The sequence below is a fragment of the Acinetobacter sp. CAU_H_60 genome, assembly GCF_058599385.1.
In genome coordinates, this window is sequence record NZ_CM178653.1 from 1,859,793 (window position 1) to 1,877,991 (window position 18,199).

The window sequence follows — 18,199 nt, forward strand, 5'->3', positions numbered from 1 at the left end:
TGGTGATATTTTAAAAAGGCGCCATGCTTCGATAGGCAACATAAACCTTTTTGTCCTGCCGCACTAGATCACTACTAAACTGACGTTTACGTTCACTCAGCATCACTTCGATACGTGCTTTAAAGTGATTGGATTGCACCCCAAGCAGGTTATTAAACAGGTTGTGTTTGGCTGCATCCACCTGAGCAAAGGGTTCTAGTGTCCAGAGATCAGCCACATTGGAAAAATATTCCAGATTTGCCTGACGGCGATCCAGCAATTGCTGCACAGCATTCACATCCAGCTTTTCATCCATGCTCGCCAAAAGAAATGCAGATGCGGTATTAATATTGACTGTACTGTCTTCTACAGGCGCAGCACTGAGATAAGGTGCGATTAGTTTGTACTTGTTTTCTTCAAAGCCTCGTACCAGTTTCAGCTCTTCAACGTTGTGAAATTTGGCATTCGGAGGTAGGGAACCATTCGGCAAGCCCTGATAATAATTAGATTCTGCACCCATTGGGCCACTTGGTATTTCATCTTCATCCTGCCAGTCGATCACGGCTTCACTCAACTGCTCTGGCAATCCAGCACGTTTTAATATCAGCTCGAACCAGGCTTTAGCATTTTCATTCACTGTGCCTTCAGCTGTAATCAGGCTATTTAAATTAAACTTACCCGACTCATCTTGCAGTATTCCCGAGACATAACCATCTTCAACTGGAAAAGCCGGCATTGGCTGCGCCCAGGTTTCATTTAAATGATCAACTTCCGCTGCATTCTCTGCGTCATCAACTAGCAATTCAGAAAAAAACGCTTCAGCACTTTTGGCATACATCAAAGACTGGTTTTGTCGCATTAAATAAGCGGTACTTTCAGCAGTTGCGGCCTGACGTTTAGCAATAGTCGCAGCCAAAATAGTTGCAAGTGCCACCATCACTAGAATGGTAATCAGAGCAATCCCCTTCTGCTGTTTGATCATCATTGCTTTGTTCATCTGCATTTTATTATTCTTTGTCAGGTTAACTTTTGGGTTTCAAGCAGGAAATCTGTATTCAATAAACTGAAAATCCACTCATAACTGACCCCATTAACCATTAAGTTAATTTTAATGCCTTTGGGTAAACGCTGTTTTTGCTCAATCTGATTTAAATCAAAAGATGAGTCTGGCCATTGGGTCATTTCATTTGGATTAAGTACTACGATCTGAAACTGCTCAACATCGGACAACAACACACTGGATTCAGGTTGATCACGCCCGGTCTGGTTTAAATTCCGGTATTTCAGGCGATAGAGTTTTTGTTCATCTGCCCGGTACTGATATTCAACCCGCTCATCTGGAGAAACCCCCTCTTCCAGAGGATCGGTGACTCCAGTCTTACTAAAGTTAAAACGCCCGTTTTGCAAAACCAGTGCCGGCTGAATATCACCATTAATATTGGCCGTTAAAGGCACCGCCTGCACCGTATCACGCAAAATCTGCTGATAAGTATCTTGCAACTGACTTAAGCGCTGTTCATGCACCGCATTACGGTCTTTGGTTTGTACAATATAATCAAATACTTTCCAGCCTAGAGCAGAGAGTACGGCGAAAATAGCAATAGCAACCAGTAGTTCGACCAGCGTAAATCCCTTAGACTTCATGGCGCTTCATTCATCCGGTGATTAAAGAACATCAAGCTGCTAATTCCATTTTCTGCCTGACCGGTTTCAGTGTTGACCAGACTCACTTGTAATTCAATGCGTTGTACATTAGGACTTACAGTGGGTTCACTGCGCTTATCAATTTGCCAGGTTTCGCCCTGTTGAGTGAGTTGTTTAGATTCTGTACCAGTAAGCCACTGCTGATTAATTTCCATCAGTGCCGCTTCATTCAAGGCAACAAACTGGGCTTGGGTTCTCAAAATGGCATTCGAAGTCGATTGGGTATATTGCATAGCAACTTTAGTCAGGGTCATGGCTGCTGTGGCAAAGATCGCCAGCGCGACCATCACTTCCAGCAAGGTAAATCCTGAGGCACGATTAAGTCGAGTAATCCTCGACCTGAGCGGCATTATCGCGCAAAAAAGTCCGAAAGCTGTGCTTGAGGAGCCGCGATGAGTGAAACGCTGTTTCACCGCTGCGCAAGACGAAGAGCTATACTCGGATTGCGCACGATCAGCATTTGACTTAAACGGCTTGATTACATCAGCTTCGGCACTCTGCTTGAAAACCCTAGCTTTCATGGACTTTACCCAAGTGATCAATTTCAATCGGATTGCCCACTACACGATCTTCCAGATAGAACTGGATTCTGACCGGTTTAACTTCACCATTGCCTAACCAGATCAGCTTGGGTGCATTGGCTTCAGTAAGATCCCGATTTTGGGCATTATTATAACGCTGCTCTAAAGACTGAATCCGGAAAGAGACCTGCTCTGGCAAATTACGCAGATTAAACTCCGCATAGCTTTGCCATTTCTGCTGATTTAAAGTGGGTTCTGCTGGATTAAGGGCGCGATATTCCACGACCCCGTAGCGAAATGGTGAAACATCAGTGGCAGCCTGAACATCAAGCGCAAGAATACGAGACTGATCATTGGATTCCCGCAAGATTCTTTGCAAATCCAGTAACAGGACTTCCCGCGCCTGCATTGCCTTGCGCTGATCTACCCCACTAATATTGAGCACGACCAGTGACGCCATAATACTCATAATCACAATCACCACCATCACTTCGATTAGAGTGAATCCACGAATGGAGGCGTGATGTGATCTGATCATAGGCAACTCTTAGGCGAACTGCTCGGCAGGATGGACCTGTTTCGGTAAAGCTAAAGCTTGATCAATAAGGGCAACGCGCAAGGTATCGCGTGAACCGAGATAGCGCTGATAAAAACTGGAGTTCAGAATCGCAGCTGCACCATGGGTCATCGACCAAATTGAGGCCAGATAATCACGCACCGACATGCTGCTATTGATTGAAGCCAGATAGCTTTCCGTCATACGAATAATCAGGCGTAAACGCTGTTTGCGCACCTGATAAAGTTCGCTAAACAGATGCTGAATTCCAACACCTGTTGTCGAAAGACGTTCTTCAATCTGATGAAACAGGACAGTACGTTCAGGGTGATGCAGATGGTGCAACATAAAGAAAGCCAAATGTTCAGGAAAAGCCTTGTCACTATCCTGAATCATTTCCAGCAACATGCGCTCATTACGAATAATCAGCAACATGTACAATTCATCTTTGCTCTGAAAATGCTTATAAAGAGTGCCTTTGGCCAGATCCAGTTCTGCTGCCAGTGCATCCAGGGTCATCCCGGCTTCACCATTTTCTAGCAGTAACTGTTCTGCAACTTGAAAAATCAAGGTTTCTCTTGCTCGAAACTGAGCCTGACGATCCATCTTCACCCTATAACTCTCTTGTACTCTTATCTAACTTTATTTACTTTGAATTCAGAAGATTCTCAAAGTTCTGCTTTGTGATATAAGCCATTTCTTCTAGCGACTTATCATATACATCGCAAAGCGCTTTGGCTACATAAGGAACGTATTTTGGTTCATTAGATTTGCCACGATATGGCATTGGAGCAAGGTAAGGACTATCCGTTTCGATTAAAACCCGATCAAGTGGAACCTGTTTGGCAACGTCACGCAAATCCTGGGCATTTTTAAAAGAAACAATACCTGAGAAAGACACATAATAACCGCAGTCTAAAACAGCTTTAGCGGTTTCCCAGTCTTCGGTAAAACAGTGCAAAATGCCATGGGTAGATTTCTCTGCACGGATAATATCAACCGTGTCATGCTTGGCAGAACGGGTATGCACGACGACAGGTTTTTTCACGATTTGTGAGGCATGGATATGACGGGCAAAACAGTCTTTTTGCTCGGCAATAAAATCGGTGCTGTGATAATAATCGAGTCCCGTTTCACCCAGTGCCCAGACTTTTTCAGGCTGTGCCAGTTCAACCAGATATTCAGTGGTCGCACGCGCCATCGTCGCAGCATCTTCGCAAGGATGTACACCGACGGTATAACCGACATCAGGATGACGGGCCGCGATTTTCGCCAGCTCGATATGATCATCCAGATCCACCGAGATACTCATAAACTTGGATACGCCTGCTTCACGGGCCTGAGCGAGCGCCTGATCCAGATCACCGTTATAAGGTGTTAAATCAAGCAGGGTTAAATGGCAATGAGTATCTACAAACACAATGAGTTCCTACCGAAGGTAAATTAACTACATAGTGTAACTTTTACGTCCATCAGATTTAAGACCCGCAACCAGACGATCGGCTTCATTTTTGAAGAAAACGCCTTTTTCACCAGTGAGCTGAATCCCAAAACCTTGTGGCTTGATGCCATTCTGCTTTTGAGACACCCAGATTACTTTTCCGGTTAATGGAATTTTCTGCGTCTGTTCAGGTAAAGTCGTCAAAACAAAAACTTCTTCACCTAATTTTACTGGCTGCTTGGAAGGAATAAAAAGTCCACCACCTACAACATATGGCATATAACTGGCAAATAATGTTTCAATATCCGGAATATTGGCCTGAATAATACCGCCCATACGTGGTTGCATCTTGTTTTCCCCTTAAGCTAAAGATTCATCAGCTTGATACACAATTCATCGAGCACCAGATTACTTTGTACGTTCTGCTCTAGGTATTGTTTGGCTCGCTGAAAATCCTCATAAATTTTAAAAAGTGTTTCCAATGAATATTGTTCGGCCAATACACTAAAGTCCAGATCAATGTTTTTTACGGCCTGATTTAGCTTGACACAAATTAAATCGGACAACAAGTATTCAAACATTTGACCAAATTCACCAAAACTCAGGCTTTTATTCCATTTGGTCGCAATTGCCATTGGCGTATTTTTTTGAATGACCAGTTTTTTCCAGTCTTCCATGAATTCCTGACGTAGTGGCAGCCATGAACTTTGTGCAACCTCAATCGCTTGCAAAGGCATCTGATTGGATAAATTCATCAATAACTGCTGCTGGCTCGAACCTGCTTCAGGTAACTGCGCCTCTACATATTCACTGAATTGCACCGATGAAATCCGGTCTAAGGCAAAATGCTGTAAACGACTGCGGATAGTTGCAGGTAATTTCAGATAATGGTCCGCAAGCAGAATAATGACAATATTTTCACCCGGTTCTTCCAGAGTTTTCAGCAAGGCATTAGAAGAGGCAATATTTAATGCTTCAGCGGGTTCAATGACAATGACGCGCCAGCCATCAACGGTCTGCTGTACAAAAGGAAGAAGATCACGGATTTTTTCAATTTTAATTTTGGCATTCTGTTTTTTATTGTCTTCATCAGTACTGATATAGACGTAATTCGGATGGGTATCCGCTTTCAGCCACTGACAGCTACCACACTCACCGCATGGCCCATCAGGCTGACGGTTCAGGCATAAAACCCAGGCCAGAAACTGCTGGGCAAAGGCTTCTTTACCACAGCCTTTTTTTCCATAGAATAACAAACCATGCCCAAGCTTAGGAAAACGCCCGGTTAGCGTATCCCAAACCTGTTGCTGCCATGGATAAATCTGTGCATTGACATCAAGCGGCATGGAGAATTCTCAAATTAAGCAAAAGAAGATGGATCCATCTGGTTTAAGCGATCCAGATCTTCCTGCGTATCAACACCTGGCGGTAAATTGGCTTCTGCCACAGCAATGGCAATACGGTGACCATTTTCCAGTACACGTAACTGTTCTAAAGATTCCAGTTTTTCCAGCACACCCATTTCCCAGGTTACATATTCCTGTAGCAGTTTCACGCGGTAAGCATATAAACCCAAATGACGATAAGCCCGATCATGCAGTTTTTGTTCAGTCAGCTTGGCACCATCACGGTCATAAGGAATCATAGCGCGACTAAAATACAATGCCTGATTGTGCTTAGACATCACAACCTTAACAATGCTGTCACGCTTGAATTCCTCTAAATGATGAATTGGCTCACACAGAGTAGACATTGAACAAGCCGGTTGATCTTCTAAGAGTTGCGCGACCTGTTTAACTAACTGGGCTGGCAATAAAGGTTCATCACCCTGCACATTCACGATAATGTCATCACTCGCCCAACCCTTGATTCGAGCGACTTCACTCAAACGATCCGTACCTGAGGGATGATCTGCTGAAGTCAGGACCACATCCACGCCTTCAGTACGGCAGACTTCAGCAATACGTTCATCATCTGTCGCCACACACAGGTCATCAAAGCCCTGTACTTTTTTAGCCTGATCCACGACACGCAGAATCATTGGACGACCATGGATTTCCAGCAAAGGTTTACCCGGCAAACGTGAACTGGAGAAGCGTGCAGGAATAACTATATGTTTCATCGTAAATAAACCTTAGGAAATAGAAATACCCTGTTGCTCTAATTGCTGCTGCAATATTGTATAACAGGCAGGTGACAAGACTGCATCGACTGGCACCACCCAGATATCGCGCTGATAATCTGGATACTGTTTGAGTAATGCCATAATTTTAACTGCATCTTTTTCAGTCGTAATGATCGGGCTATTATCATCAAATTGCAGATCTTCAATTTCATAATCATGATGGTCTGGAAATTCGTGACACTGGAATTGTTGCAGCCCCAGATATTCTAGCGTTTGATAAAAACGCTGTGGAAAACCGATGCCGACTACTGCATAAAAAGCCGCAGTTGGATCAAAGCTTTTGATGACATCTTGTTGATTTAATAGATAGGGCTGAGAGGCTGCAAGATGCATATGCAAAGGCGAAACTGGATTTGCTGCATGTTCAATCACGGTACCTTTTTCCAACCGGGTAACGGGTTCACGCAGATAACCTTCAGGTAAAAGTTTCTGGTTACCCAAACCACGGTTATTGTCCAGCACAATCCATTCGATCTGATGATTTAAAGCCCAGTGCTGCAAGCCGTCATCACAAATGATTAAATCCAGTCTATGCTTTTCTAGCAGAAGCTCAATGCTCTTCTGGCGATTTGGCCCCACAGCCATCGGCACACCAGTCGCTTGGACAATTAAGGCTGGTTCATCACCTACCACTTCAGGCAAGGTATTTAAATCGACATAAGCAGGAAAAGGACCTTTACCACCATAACCTCGGCTGATCACACCAATCCGTAGGCCTTTTTCAGTGAGGTAATCCACCAGATGAATCAGCAAAGGTGTTTTACCACTACCGCCTACGGTAATATTCCCAATCACCATTACTGGAATAGGTGCGGTATAGCTTTTTTTGATCCCTTTTTGGTAAAGCCAGTGATTGCTGACAAAACCCAAACGGTAAAGCCATGACAAAGGACGCAGCACAACCAGCCACTTTGCCTGTGTATTCCAAGCATCCTGAATGATCTGTGCCAAAGCCATGACTTAATGTTCCTCAAAATTACGTTGGTGCAGCTGATAATAAGCACCTTGACGTGCAATTAGCTCAGCATGATTACCCTGCTCTATAATACGACCCTGATCCATTACGACAATGCGGTCGGCATTTTCAATTGTTGATAGACGGTGGGCAATCACAATCGTAGTCCGATCTTGCATCGCCTGATCAAAGGCACGCTGAATAAAGTATTCAGATTCATTATCCAGCGCACTAGTCGCTTCATCCAGAATCAGAATCGGTGCATTTTTCAAAATGGCACGGGCGATGGCAATACGCTGACGCTGACCACCTGACAGATTCAGACCTTGAGCACCCAGTGGCGTATTATAACCTTGTGGCAAGGCCATAATGAAATCATGGGCATAGGCGGCTTTTGCCGCTGCAATGATTTCTTCATCACTCGCATTTTCTAGCTGGCCATAAGCAATATTTTCACGAACAGTACGGTTAAACAGCACTACCTGCTGGTTTACCATTGCGATTTGGGTACGTAAAGCAGTCAACTCATAATCAGTAATCGGTTTTTGATCCAGCAAAATTTGCCCGGATGAAGTTTCCTGATAACGTACCAACAGATTCACCAGCGAGGTTTTACCTGCTCCTGAACGCCCAACCAATGCTACAGTCTCGCCCGCTCTCACTTCCAGGTTAAAGTCATGAATCGCATGGTGACCATCGCCATAAACCAGATTGACATCTTTAAAGTGAATGTTGCCTTTTAAGGCATCATTGAGCTTGCCGGTATTATGTTCTTCAGGCATATCTAGCAATTCGAATACAGAATGTGCGGCCGCCATACCACGCTGAATTTTTTCATTCACATCAGTTAATGTCTTGATTGGTCGTGCCAACATGCCTGCAGCTGTAATATAAGCAACAAATTCACCCGCAGTCGTATCTCCCAGAATTTGTGGGCGCAACGCAATATACATCACGATACTGAGTGAAACTGACATGATCAACTGTACCACTGGACTGTTCAGCTGCTGTACTGCCACCATTTTCAAACCACGGCGCAGGTTTTCCAAAGAATTTTGTTTAAAGCGTTCCTGCTCATAAATCTGACCACCAAAACCTTTAACGATCAGATTGGCATTTACCGTTTCCTGAACCACATGGTTTACGTCACCCATGGTGTCCTGAACCTGTTGTGATAGCTTGCGCATCCGTTTTGAAGCTTTACTGATCACAAAACCAATCACAGGTCCAAAGATCAAAATACACATGGTTAAACGCCAGTTGGTATATAAAAGATATCCCAATAAGGCAATCGTGATCAGACCTTGCTGAATGATCGTTCTAAGTGCTTCAGTTGAGGCTGCAGTGAGCTGCTCAACGTTATACATAATTTTGGCCGTAATATGACCACTGGTATTGTCCAGAAAATATTGCGCAGGCAAACGCAATATTTTGGCAAAGACTTCCTGACGTATATTAAATACCAGATTACGCGAGATGACCGCCGTATAATACCCACCGAGGAATAGGCCTAGACCCCGAAAGAACATCAGTACTACCACTAAGAATGGGAAAAGTAAGGTGAAACCCTGGTCTCTGTTTTGAATCGCCTCAATAATATATTCCAGTAATTTGGCTACAGAAACTTCTGTCGCCGCATTAATAGAGAAACCAAGCAGGACAATTAAGGCTGTGCCCCAAAATGGTTTTAAATAGCTTAAAAGGCGAAGATAGACCTTAAAATCGTGCTTCACTAATAACCTCGAGTTGGTACTTTCGTACTGATGTTGACATTGACAAAGCCAAGTTGCCCTGCAACGTCCATGACACGAATAACATCCTGATGTGTCGCTTTTGCATCAGCGGCAATGACAAACATTAAATCACGACGTTCATTCGAAATCTGTTTAATTGCCGTATTTAAATCTGCTGCGTCTTTACTGGCAATAGACTGACCATTCACGGCATAGTGACCATTGGCATCCACAATCACTTCAATTTTCTGGTCAAAATTCTTTGGCGGTACACCTTGCGCATCTGGGAGCGTCAGGTTCATTCGGCTCATCTGGTTAAACGTGGTTGAAAGCAGCAGAAAGACCAAAATAAATAACAGGCAATCAATCATGGGCGTCAGATTGATATGTACATCTTCCACCTGGTTACGTTTAAATTTCATGCCACTGCTCCTAACTTGCTTTCTTGATGCGTTCTTCTACATCATCTGAAGCATTTAAATAGAACAGGTTGGCATGAAATAACGTTGCTTGCTGCTCAAGTTCCGCCACATATTCCTGAACCAGACGCTGGAAATAACGATGTGCAAATAAAGCAGGAATAGCAATCAGCATACCCGCTGCTGTCGTGATCAGTGCTTTGGAAATACCGGGCATCATTAAAACCGGGTCACTATTAGTACCGACATCAATCATTAAGAATGATTCGATAATCCCAATGACTGTACCCAGCAAACCGAGTAAAGGCGCTACTGCACTCAAAGTACCCAGAAAATTAATATTCTTTTCCAGATAGCCTATTTCCTGTGAAGCTACCACTTCCATCTGGGCACGAGCATATTGCTCAGACTGGTGACACGCTTCAAAACCAGCTGTAAATACACGACCCAAAGTACTGTTTTTTAAAGCTGAACTTTGCTGCAACTTTTGCATGGCTTGGTCTGCATTTTGTGCAGGACCCATCAGAAGTGAGTTGGGCAGTACCAGACTCTTTTTTAAACGAATGAAACGCTCAACTGAAATCGCCAACATAAATATCGAACACAATACCAGCGGCAGCATCAACCAGCCGCCTGCTTTAACCAATTCCCACATCTGATTTATTCCCCAATAAAAACAAATTTTAAATTAATTATTCATCGCCCAGGATTGAAAGAATCCCGTCCAGCTCTTCTAAAGAATGATAGCTAATGACCAGTTTGCCTTTCCCTTGCTTGTTGTAGTCAATTTTAACATCCGCACTAAAGCGCTCAGACAGACGCTGAGTCAACTGCTGAATGTCCGGCGCAATCGCTGCTTTTGGTTTTTCTGTTTTCGGTGCATTGTAGTCGCGTACCAACTGTTCGGTTTGGCGTACTGACAGGCTCTTTTCAATGACCATCTCAGCAACTTTAAGCTGATCTTTAGCCTTCAAAGTCAGGATGGCACGTGCATGTCCCATATCCAGCAGGCCCTGCTGCATAAAGTCTTTTACTTCTTCAGCCAGAGTTAGCAGACGCAGTAGATTACTTACTGTAGTACGTGCCTTACCGACGGTATCGGCAATTTCCTGATGGCTTAAACCAAACTCGTCATGGAAACGCTGCAAAGCCATCGCCTGATCAATCGGGTTCAGGTCCTGACGCTGAATGTTTTCGATTAAAGCTAATGCAATTGCGACCTGATCATTCAGCTCACGCACAATCGCAGGAACTTCAGTCAGACCTGCTAACTGTGCCGCACGCCAACGACGCTCACCCGCAATAATCTCGTATGGATAGCGTTCATCATCGACCGGACGGATCACGATTGGCTGCATGATGCCATGCTTTTCAATCGATGCGGCCAGTTCCTGCAGATCCTGCTCATTGATATAGCGACGTGGCTGATATTCACCACGTTTCAGCAGATTGACATCAATCTGTTTCAACTGACCATGATCAAGACCTTGTGCTTCGAGTTGTAATTTTTCTTTTTGAATTGATCCCAGCAAGGCATCTAAACCACGACCTTTGGCGAGTCCACGTTTCTTGACGGTCATGCTTTACTTCCTTTTTTCACTTTGCTTTTCTTTAATACTTCAGCTGCCAGATTTAAGTAAGCAACTGCACCCTTTGAACTTTTTTCAAAATAAATCACTGGTAGACCATGTGCCGGCGCTTCAGCCAGACGGATATTACGTGGAATCACGGTTTCATAAAGTTTTTTACCAAAATATTGCTCTAACTCTTCTGAAACATCACGGGTCAAGGCATTTCGTGCATCATACATAGTACGCAATACACCCACGATCTGCAGGTCTGGATTAAGTGCCTGCTGAATCCGGTCGATGGTTTGTGTCAGATCAGCCAGACCTTCGAGAGCATAATATTCGCATTGCATCGGAATAATCACGCCATCCACCGCTGCCAGTGCATTTACGGTGATCAGGCTTAAGCTTGGTGCACAATCAACAATGATATAGTCGAATGAAGATTCAATTTCCTGCAAAGCTTCACGCAAAATGAATTCACGGCCTTTCTGCTCGGCAATCGCCAGCTCCACACCAGCCAGATCACGGTTTGCCCCTAAAACCTTGTATCCGACTTCAGCCTTAGTAATCGCAGTTTCAATCGGCACTTCACCCAGCAATACATCAGTCACTGAATACAGCAGGTCATTTTTCTGAATCCCCGACCCCATGGTCGCGTTACCTTGAGAATCCATATCCACAAGCAAAACGCGTTTTTTTAGCACAGCGAGAGATGCCGCCAAATTTACTGCGGTTGTGGTTTTACCGACACCACCTTTCTGGTTGGCAATCGCAATAATTTGTGCCATGTTGACCCCGATCCTTCAAAAATTTTAAATACGTTTTAATAGAAGTAAATGACGTTGTTCGTCCAAGCGCGGAACCTTCAGTTCAATAATCTGACAGCTAAATTCATCTTTTAATGCTGCCACTTCCTCTTCAGGAATCAAACCTTTCATGGAAGCAATAATACTCTGCTCATGCATATACGGTTTAGACGCATTCACAAAATCTGTCAATGAAGCAAATGCACGACTGGTAATCACATCAAACTGACCCAGCTCATTGATACTGTCTTCATTTTCCACACGGGTTTGTACTGCAATGACATTTTTTAATTTTAGGTCTGCAATAAACTGCTTCAGAAAACGAATTTTTTTACCGTTTGAATCCAGTAGTACGCAATCACGCTCAGGCTGACATAAAGCAATGATCATGCCCGGCATACCACCACCAGTTCCGATATCGAGCAAACGACCTGCAGGCAAATCCTTCAAAATACTCAGACTGTCAAGCAGATGCTTAACCAGCATTTCCTTAGGATCACGGATTGCAGTCAAATTGTATGCTTTATTCCACAGTACCAAAGCGTCCTGGTACTTGAGTAATAAATTTAAAGCTTCATCAGACAGCTCTAAACCTAAAGCCTGGCTACCCTGCTTTAGTTCTTGAAAAAACGTGTGCATAAACAATCAACGCTCGAAAAAGTTAAGTGGAAGTATACCGTTTTCTCTATATTGGCACAGTAGGGAGTGCTTAGTGAATATTCACTTAAGCAGACTTCCCTTCACGGATCATTAAATCCAGTGCATTCAAACGCTCAGGCGTTCCCACATCCACCCAAATACCTGTCAATTTAGAAGCAGCAATCTTGTTTTCCAGCATTGCTGCTTTTAATAGTGGTGCTAAAGGACGTTTTCCAGCCTCTAAGCCTGCAAACATTTTCGGATGAATCACTGATACACCGCTAAAAGTCAGATTTTCACCACTGATCTGCTGATCAAAGATATAAGCCTTGCCGTCTGCAAGTGTGAAATCACCGTTTGGATGCTGTTCCGGGTTTTGTACCAATACCAGATGTGCCAGATTTTCACCCAGCTCAACATTCAATAAAGGTGCAAAGTCCATGGTTGTCCAGACATCACCATTGACCAGAATGAAAGGTTCATCACCAAGCAGTGGTAAAGCATTAATAATACCACCGGCTGTTTCCAGACCTTCACCTTCATGTGACCATAAAATCTTGACACCAAACTGTGAACCGTCACCCAACGCCTGAGCCAGTTTTTCACCTAGCCAGGCAGTATTGATGACAATTTCATTCACGCCTATCGCCGCCAGTTTTTCAATATGCCAGACAATTAATGGTTTGCCACCCACTTCCAGTAAAGGTTTTGGCGTATGCAAAGTTAAAGGACGCATGCGGTTGCCCAAGCCAGCCGCGAGAATCATCGCTTTCATTTAGGCCGCTACCTCGTATGAACCATATTTTGCTTCAAAGACAGGCATGACTTTTTCATGAATAAACTGCATAAATGGTTGTAATTCTGGATAGTCTTTGGTTTCTTCCAGTAGATACCACATCACACGTGGCAGGTCTTTTAGATAGCCAGATTTACCATCTCGCTCAAACAAGCGGACAAAAATACCTAAAATCTTGATATGACGCTGAATCGCCATCATATCCGCATCTTTTTTAAACTGTTCGAAATCACGGTCCTGTTTTGCAGCTGCTGGCAATAGGTCATAGAACACTTTAAACCAGCGATACACGCGATCTGCATTCCACTGTACATAAGCATCACGGGTAATAGAGATCAGGTCATAGGTATCAGCACCAATCACTGCATCCTGAAAATCAATCACACCCAGTTCGGTTTCATTTTCGATTTTCATCAGGTTACGGCTATGAAAATCACGATGCACAATGACTTGTGGTTGTGCCAAAGCAGCATTCGCCAGAATCGCAAATGTGCGCTTGATCAGCGCAGACTCTGATTCTGTTGGCTGAATTTTTAGAGCAGGCAGCATCCAGTCAGTCAGCAGCTCCATTTCAGAAATCAGCTTCTCATAAGAATAAGCAGGAAACTGACCTTCTCCCGGAATGGACTGTAGCTGAATCAGCTGTTTAAAACTTTGCTCATAATAGGTATCAACCGTCTGATCATTCAGCAAATTTGATAACAGCACATCACCAAAATCTTCGAGCAGCAAAAAGCCATTTTCCAGGTCTTTGGCCACGATGTGTGGAACACGTACGCCATGGGCATCAAAAAATTCATCAATCGTCACAAAAGGCACACAATCTTCTTTTTCTGGTGGTGCATCCATGAGCATAAATGTTTTATTATTCAGTTTGATTCGTGCATAACGACGAAAACTTGCATCGCCTGCTAAAAAATGTGTTTCAAATTGATCTGAACCGAGTACAGAAGCAATCCAAGATTGTATCAATTGTTCGCGTTGAGTATTCATTTGCAATAAATTCTAGTACAGGCTGAGTTTTTAAAGTGCTAAGTGTAGCTACTTATCAACTTTTTCTCTATGATGCGACAATAATTAATTGCGATAAAAGCATGATTGGTTAATGAGACAAATGAAGCATCACTTTAAAATAAACCCTCTAGCGACTGCGATCTTAACCCTTTTATGTAGTAGCTCGGTCTCAAGCTATGCTGCATCAAATGACTCATCCAATGTAAATGCGGAACAACTTAAACAACGCATTAATGAGACCTATCCCGGTGAAGCATTCTTCTCACAATATTATGTAGATAAATCTTCACCAGAAGCACAGCAGCGTCAAGGTAAATATCTCAGTTCAGCCTATTGTGAGGGCGCCTGGGTCACTCCTATTACACCTGATGCACCGACGATTGACCCTGAACAGGCAACTTCAACCATTACTGCAGACTATGGTCATTATAATCCGGCCGGTGATTCCTACTTAGAAGGCAATGTGGTCATTGATCAGGAAGGTCGCCAGATTCGTGCGGAACGCGTGACGATTGATCAGACTCAAACCTATGCTAAGGCAGAAGGTCAAGTCCAATTGGCCCAAGGTGGCTTGATTTCGCAAAGCGATGATATCAATTACAACCTAAAAACCCAGCAAGGTGACTTAAACAACAGTTTTTTCATTGCCGAAGAACAGCATGCGCATGGCCGTGCTGAAAAGATTGCCAAAACCTCAGACGATACGCTTGAACTGGAAAATGCCACCTATTCTACCTGTCCACCTGAGCAAAAGCCGACCTGGAAAATTCAGGCAGACCAAATCAAGCTAAATCAGGAAACCGGTCGCGGTGAAACCCGTAATACCAAGCTCTATGTGAAAGATGTTCCGGTACTGGCTGTTCCTTATTTTAACTTCCCAATCGATGATCGCCGTACCACAGGGATTCTGACGCCAACTTTCGGATTTACTAATGATGGTGGTCTGGAACTGGGTGTGCCGGTTTATCTCAACCTGGCACCACAATATGATGCGACTATTACGCCACGTTATATTAGTGACCGTGGTGCGATGCTGGATGGCGAGTTTCGTTATTTAACAGAAAATTATGGTGAAGGCCGGATTTGGGGTGGCTACCTGCCATCTGATGAAAGTTATGACAATAAAGACCGTAAAGACCTGCACTTCCTGCATAACTGGCAAATCAACGATCAGTTCTCAACAAATCTTGAATATAATTACGCATCAGACAAGGACTTTTTTGCCGATCTGGATAATAACCCAGATTCAAAAACAGACCTGAACTTGCGCCGCGCCTGGGAAGTTAATTATAAAAATGGCATCCCTGGCTTAAAAGCTCAGTTTAAAGTTGAAGATTTCCAGACACTTGATCCTGCCGTTCTGGATGAAGACCGTCCTTATGCGCGTTTGCCGCAGCTTTTGGTGAATTATAAGACCGGTAACCCACTGGGTTTACAATACGAATTTAATAACGATACGGCTTATTTCCAGAAAGACATCAGAAATACTGAAAATATTGATACCGGTGATGAAGCCATCTATCAACCAAGTGGTACACGAATCTATAATGATTTCTCGGTACGCTATAATCACTTTACGCCTTGGTCATTCTTCATTCCTCAGGCGACATTACGCAATATCAATACTTTCTATGATCAAGATACTATTGATCGTATTAATAATAATCAAACCAGCTCATCAAGTGAAAATCATTCTATCGTAGTACCACAATTTACGCTGGATACCGGTTTAATTTTTGAAAAAGATGGTCGCTATTTACAGACCTTGACGCCTCGCCTGTTCTACGCTTATTCACCGTATGAAAACCAGCGCAATCAGCCAAACTTCGACTCTGTCGTAGCCTCAATTAATTATGACCAATTATTTAGTGCACGCCGCTTCTATGGTAATGACCGCTTAGAAGACAATAACTTCGCTTCTTTAGGTCTTAGTTACAGTTTATTTAATGAAGAAGGTTTAGAGCGATTACGCGCCAGTGTGGGGCAAAGTTTCTTCTTCGAAGATCGCCGTGTCACCCTAGATCGTGAGGCAGATGAATTTGACCGTGAAAGTCATACTGGACCAGTTATTCAGCTTAGAAGTCAGTTAAACAAAAACGTGCATGTCAACCTGAATTCTAGCTGGATGTCGAATGGCTCCAATGCCCAGCGTGATGTACAGGTTTATTATACGGGCGATCAAGGCAATCTGTATAACTTAGGCTATTTCTATCGTAAAGATATTCCAAACCGTCAGGAAAGTTATGATCAGGTGGTTGGCTCATTTATCCAGCCAATTGCCAATAACTGGCGTCTGGTCGGCCATGCGCAATTTGACCTGGATAATAGTGTCGCACGTGAATATTTACTTGGCGTAAACTATGAGTCATGCTGTTGGGGAGTATCTGTCTATGGCCGCTCATACTACAATGACCTAGACGATATCAATGACCCAGATGTGAAAGCGAAACGTGCAGTAATGGCTGAAGTAACGCTTAAAGGTCTTGGCGGGTTAAGCAACAAGCTAACCTCATTACTAGAAAATCGTATTCTAGGTTTTAACAATATCAATCAAACTTGGACAGAACGTTAATGAAGACAAAACAGTTAAAACAAATTTTTAAAGCGACCGCACTTGCGCTATGTCTTTCTTCAGCGATGACGACTTTTGCTGTTGCCCAACCTAAAGATGAAGTTGTAGCTGTTGTCGACAATAGCGCTATTCTGCGTAGTGATCTGGCACAAAGCGTTGCTGAAATTTCTCACCAGTTGCAAAAGCAAAACAAGCCTGTTCCACCACAACCTTATCTTGAACAACAAGCACTTGAACAGCTAATTGTACGTCAGGCTCAACTGGAACAGGTAAAACGCTACAATATCCGTCCAGATGAAAAATCTTTAAATGAAGCAGTGCTTAAAGTAGCACGTGATTCAGGCTCCCCTAGCTTGGAAGCTTTCCAGCAAAAACTGGATGCTATCGCGCCGAATACGTATGCCTCTTTGCGTAACCGTATTGCAGAAGATCTAGCACTTAGCCGTTTACGCCAGCAAGCCGTAAATTCACGTATCCAGATCAGTGATCAGGATGTGAAAAACTTCCTGAATACACCGCAAGGTCAAGCTTTGTTAGGCAGCCAGGTACATGTTCTGCATTTACGTATAACCGGAGAAAATGCACAGCAGGTTGCAGCACAGGTAAGAAATGACTTGAGTAGCAGCAATGATATTCAGGCGATCAGCAAAAAATATTCAACTGGCGATATTAAAGTAGATGCGTCTGATATGGGTGTTCGAAACCTGTCAGAAATTCCAGGAGAACTCGCTGCACGTGTTTCTACCCTGCAAGCGGGTCAAACATCAGAACTGATTCCAGCAGCAGATGGTGTGCATGTCCTGAAACTTCTAGAACGTAAAGGTGGTGAGCAAAAAGCACTGGTTCCTCAGTACCAGACTCGTCATATTCTGATTCAAACATCAGAAGTGGTTAGCCCAGAAAATGCCAAACAGATGATTGATAGCTTGTATGCGCGTCTTAAGCAAGGTGAAGATTTTGCAGTATTGGCATCTACTTTCTCTAATGACACAGGTTCAGCGCGTGATGGCGGAAGTTTAGGCTGGGTCAGCCCAGGTGTCATGGTACCTGAATTTGAACAGCGTATGAAAAGTACGCCAGTAGGTCAGATTAGTGAACCATTCCAGTCACAATTTGGCTGGCATATCCTGCAAGTGACCGATACACGTCAGCAAGATATGACTCAGGAATATCAGGAACGTATGGCACGCCAGATCCTGGGTGAACGCCAGTTTGATGCTGAGCTAGATAGCTGGTTACGTGAAACTCGTAGCAATGCCTATGTAGAAATCAAAGATCCTCAGCTAGATCCTAAACGCGCTCGTTAAT

The 18,199-nt window shown here is 43.7% G+C and carries 20 protein-coding genes; 2 read left to right on the top strand and 18 right to left on the bottom strand.

Going from position 1 to position 18,199, the window contains the following annotated elements; all coding sequences use genetic code 11:
- Window positions 1-10 precede the first annotated feature (10 nt).
- From gspK to AC4MBN_RS08720, 18 genes are all read right to left on the bottom strand, one after another.
- Entirely contained in the window at window positions 11-982 is a 972-nt protein-coding gene (gspK, locus tag AC4MBN_RS08635; protein ID WP_419374606.1) for a type II secretion system minor pseudopilin GspK, read from the bottom strand.
- Window positions 983-996: 14 nt separating this feature from the next.
- Window positions 997-1,623: a type II secretion system minor pseudopilin GspJ gene (gene gspJ, locus AC4MBN_RS08640; protein ID WP_419364920.1), complete on the bottom strand. Its 627-nt coding sequence runs from the start codon at window positions 1,621-1,623 to the stop codon at window positions 997-999.
- Window positions 1,620-2,204: a type II secretion system minor pseudopilin GspI gene (gene gspI, locus AC4MBN_RS08645; protein ID WP_180014261.1), complete on the bottom strand. Its 585-nt coding sequence runs from the start codon at window positions 2,202-2,204 to the stop codon at window positions 1,620-1,622. Before gspI ends, gspJ begins: the two co-directional genes overlap by 4 nt.
- Complete coding sequence (locus AC4MBN_RS08650) at window positions 2,194-2,742, bottom strand: type II secretion system protein (protein WP_125279026.1); 549 nt, start codon at window positions 2,740-2,742, stop codon at window positions 2,194-2,196. The genes gspI and AC4MBN_RS08650 overlap by 11 nt, the downstream gene beginning before the upstream one ends.
- Window positions 2,743-2,751: 9 nt before the next feature.
- Window positions 2,752-3,366 carry a TetR/AcrR family transcriptional regulator gene (locus AC4MBN_RS08655; protein ID WP_419364926.1) on the bottom strand — a complete coding sequence of 205 codons (615 nt, stop codon included), beginning with the start codon at window positions 3,364-3,366 and terminating at the stop codon, window positions 2,752-2,754.
- A gap of 40 nt (window positions 3,367-3,406) precedes the next feature.
- Complete coding sequence (locus tag AC4MBN_RS08660; protein WP_004783999.1) at window positions 3,407-4,180, bottom strand: TatD family hydrolase; 774 nt, start codon at window positions 4,178-4,180, stop codon at window positions 3,407-3,409.
- A 27-nt stretch (window positions 4,181-4,207) separates the two neighbouring features.
- Window positions 4,208-4,549: a PilZ domain-containing protein gene (locus tag AC4MBN_RS08665; RefSeq protein ID WP_004784000.1), complete on the bottom strand. Its 342-nt coding sequence runs from the start codon at window positions 4,547-4,549 to the stop codon at window positions 4,208-4,210.
- Between the two features lie 17 nt (window positions 4,550-4,566).
- Window positions 4,567-5,547 (bottom strand): DNA polymerase III delta subunit-related protein, encoded by a 981-nt coding sequence (locus AC4MBN_RS08670; RefSeq protein WP_419374605.1) that lies wholly within the window; start codon window positions 5,545-5,547, stop codon window positions 4,567-4,569.
- Window positions 5,548-5,561: 14 nt separating this feature from the next.
- Window positions 5,562-6,323, bottom strand: a complete 762-nt coding sequence (kdsB, locus tag AC4MBN_RS08675; protein ID WP_419374604.1) for a 3-deoxy-manno-octulosonate cytidylyltransferase — start codon at window positions 6,321-6,323, stop codon at window positions 5,562-5,564.
- A gap of 12 nt (window positions 6,324-6,335) precedes the next feature.
- Window positions 6,336-7,343 carry a tetraacyldisaccharide 4'-kinase gene (lpxK, locus tag AC4MBN_RS08680; protein ID WP_419374603.1) on the bottom strand — a complete coding sequence of 336 codons (1,008 nt, stop codon included), beginning with the start codon at window positions 7,341-7,343 and terminating at the stop codon, window positions 6,336-6,338.
- A gap of 3 nt (window positions 7,344-7,346) precedes the next feature.
- Window positions 7,347-9,074, bottom strand: coding sequence for a lipid A export permease/ATP-binding protein MsbA (gene msbA, locus AC4MBN_RS08685; RefSeq protein WP_491880124.1), 1,728 nt, complete (start codon window positions 9,072-9,074; stop codon window positions 7,347-7,349).
- The gene (locus tag AC4MBN_RS08690) at window positions 9,074-9,496 is read right to left on the bottom strand and encodes an ExbD/TolR family protein (protein ID WP_004784014.1); all 423 of its coding nucleotides are present in this window, start codon (window positions 9,494-9,496) and stop codon (window positions 9,074-9,076) included. Before AC4MBN_RS08690 ends, msbA begins: the two co-directional genes overlap by 1 nt.
- 10 nt (window positions 9,497-9,506) lie before the next feature.
- Window positions 9,507-10,148, bottom strand: coding sequence for a MotA/TolQ/ExbB proton channel family protein (locus AC4MBN_RS08695; protein WP_125279032.1), 642 nt, complete (start codon window positions 10,146-10,148; stop codon window positions 9,507-9,509).
- A gap of 37 nt (window positions 10,149-10,185) precedes the next feature.
- Window positions 10,186-11,073 (bottom strand): ParB/RepB/Spo0J family partition protein, encoded by an 888-nt coding sequence (locus tag AC4MBN_RS08700; protein ID WP_004784018.1) that lies wholly within the window; start codon window positions 11,071-11,073, stop codon window positions 10,186-10,188.
- Window positions 11,070-11,852 carry a ParA family protein gene (locus tag AC4MBN_RS08705; protein WP_004784019.1) on the bottom strand — a complete coding sequence of 261 codons (783 nt, stop codon included), beginning with the start codon at window positions 11,850-11,852 and terminating at the stop codon, window positions 11,070-11,072. Before AC4MBN_RS08705 ends, AC4MBN_RS08700 begins: the two co-directional genes overlap by 4 nt.
- Before the next feature lie 24 nt (window positions 11,853-11,876).
- Window positions 11,877-12,509, bottom strand: a complete 633-nt coding sequence (gene rsmG / locus AC4MBN_RS08710) for a 16S rRNA (guanine(527)-N(7))-methyltransferase RsmG (protein ID WP_166139427.1) — start codon at window positions 12,507-12,509, stop codon at window positions 11,877-11,879.
- Between the two features lie 85 nt (window positions 12,510-12,594).
- On the bottom strand, window positions 12,595-13,284 hold the full coding sequence (gene murU, locus AC4MBN_RS08715; RefSeq protein WP_419364935.1) for an N-acetylmuramate alpha-1-phosphate uridylyltransferase MurU: 690 nt from the start codon (window positions 13,282-13,284) through the stop codon (window positions 12,595-12,597).
- Window positions 13,285-14,298: an aminoglycoside phosphotransferase family protein gene (locus AC4MBN_RS08720; RefSeq protein WP_419364937.1), complete on the bottom strand. Its 1,014-nt coding sequence runs from the start codon at window positions 14,296-14,298 to the stop codon at window positions 13,285-13,287. It abuts the gene before it with no gap.
- A 121-nt stretch (window positions 14,299-14,419) separates the two neighbouring features.
- On the opposite strand from AC4MBN_RS08720, the gene lptC reads away from it, so the two are divergent.
- Together lptC and AC4MBN_RS08730 are read left to right on the top strand one after the other, a co-directional pair.
- Window positions 14,420-16,891 carry an LPS export ABC transporter periplasmic protein LptC gene (gene lptC / locus AC4MBN_RS08725; RefSeq protein ID WP_419364958.1) on the top strand — a complete coding sequence of 824 codons (2,472 nt, stop codon included), beginning with the start codon at window positions 14,420-14,422 and terminating at the stop codon, window positions 16,889-16,891.
- Window positions 16,891-18,198: a peptidylprolyl isomerase gene (locus tag AC4MBN_RS08730; protein WP_419364939.1), complete on the top strand. Its 1,308-nt coding sequence runs from the start codon at window positions 16,891-16,893 to the stop codon at window positions 18,196-18,198. The genes lptC and AC4MBN_RS08730 overlap by 1 nt, the downstream gene beginning before the upstream one ends.
- The last annotated feature ends 1 nt before the right edge of the window (window position 18,199 follow it).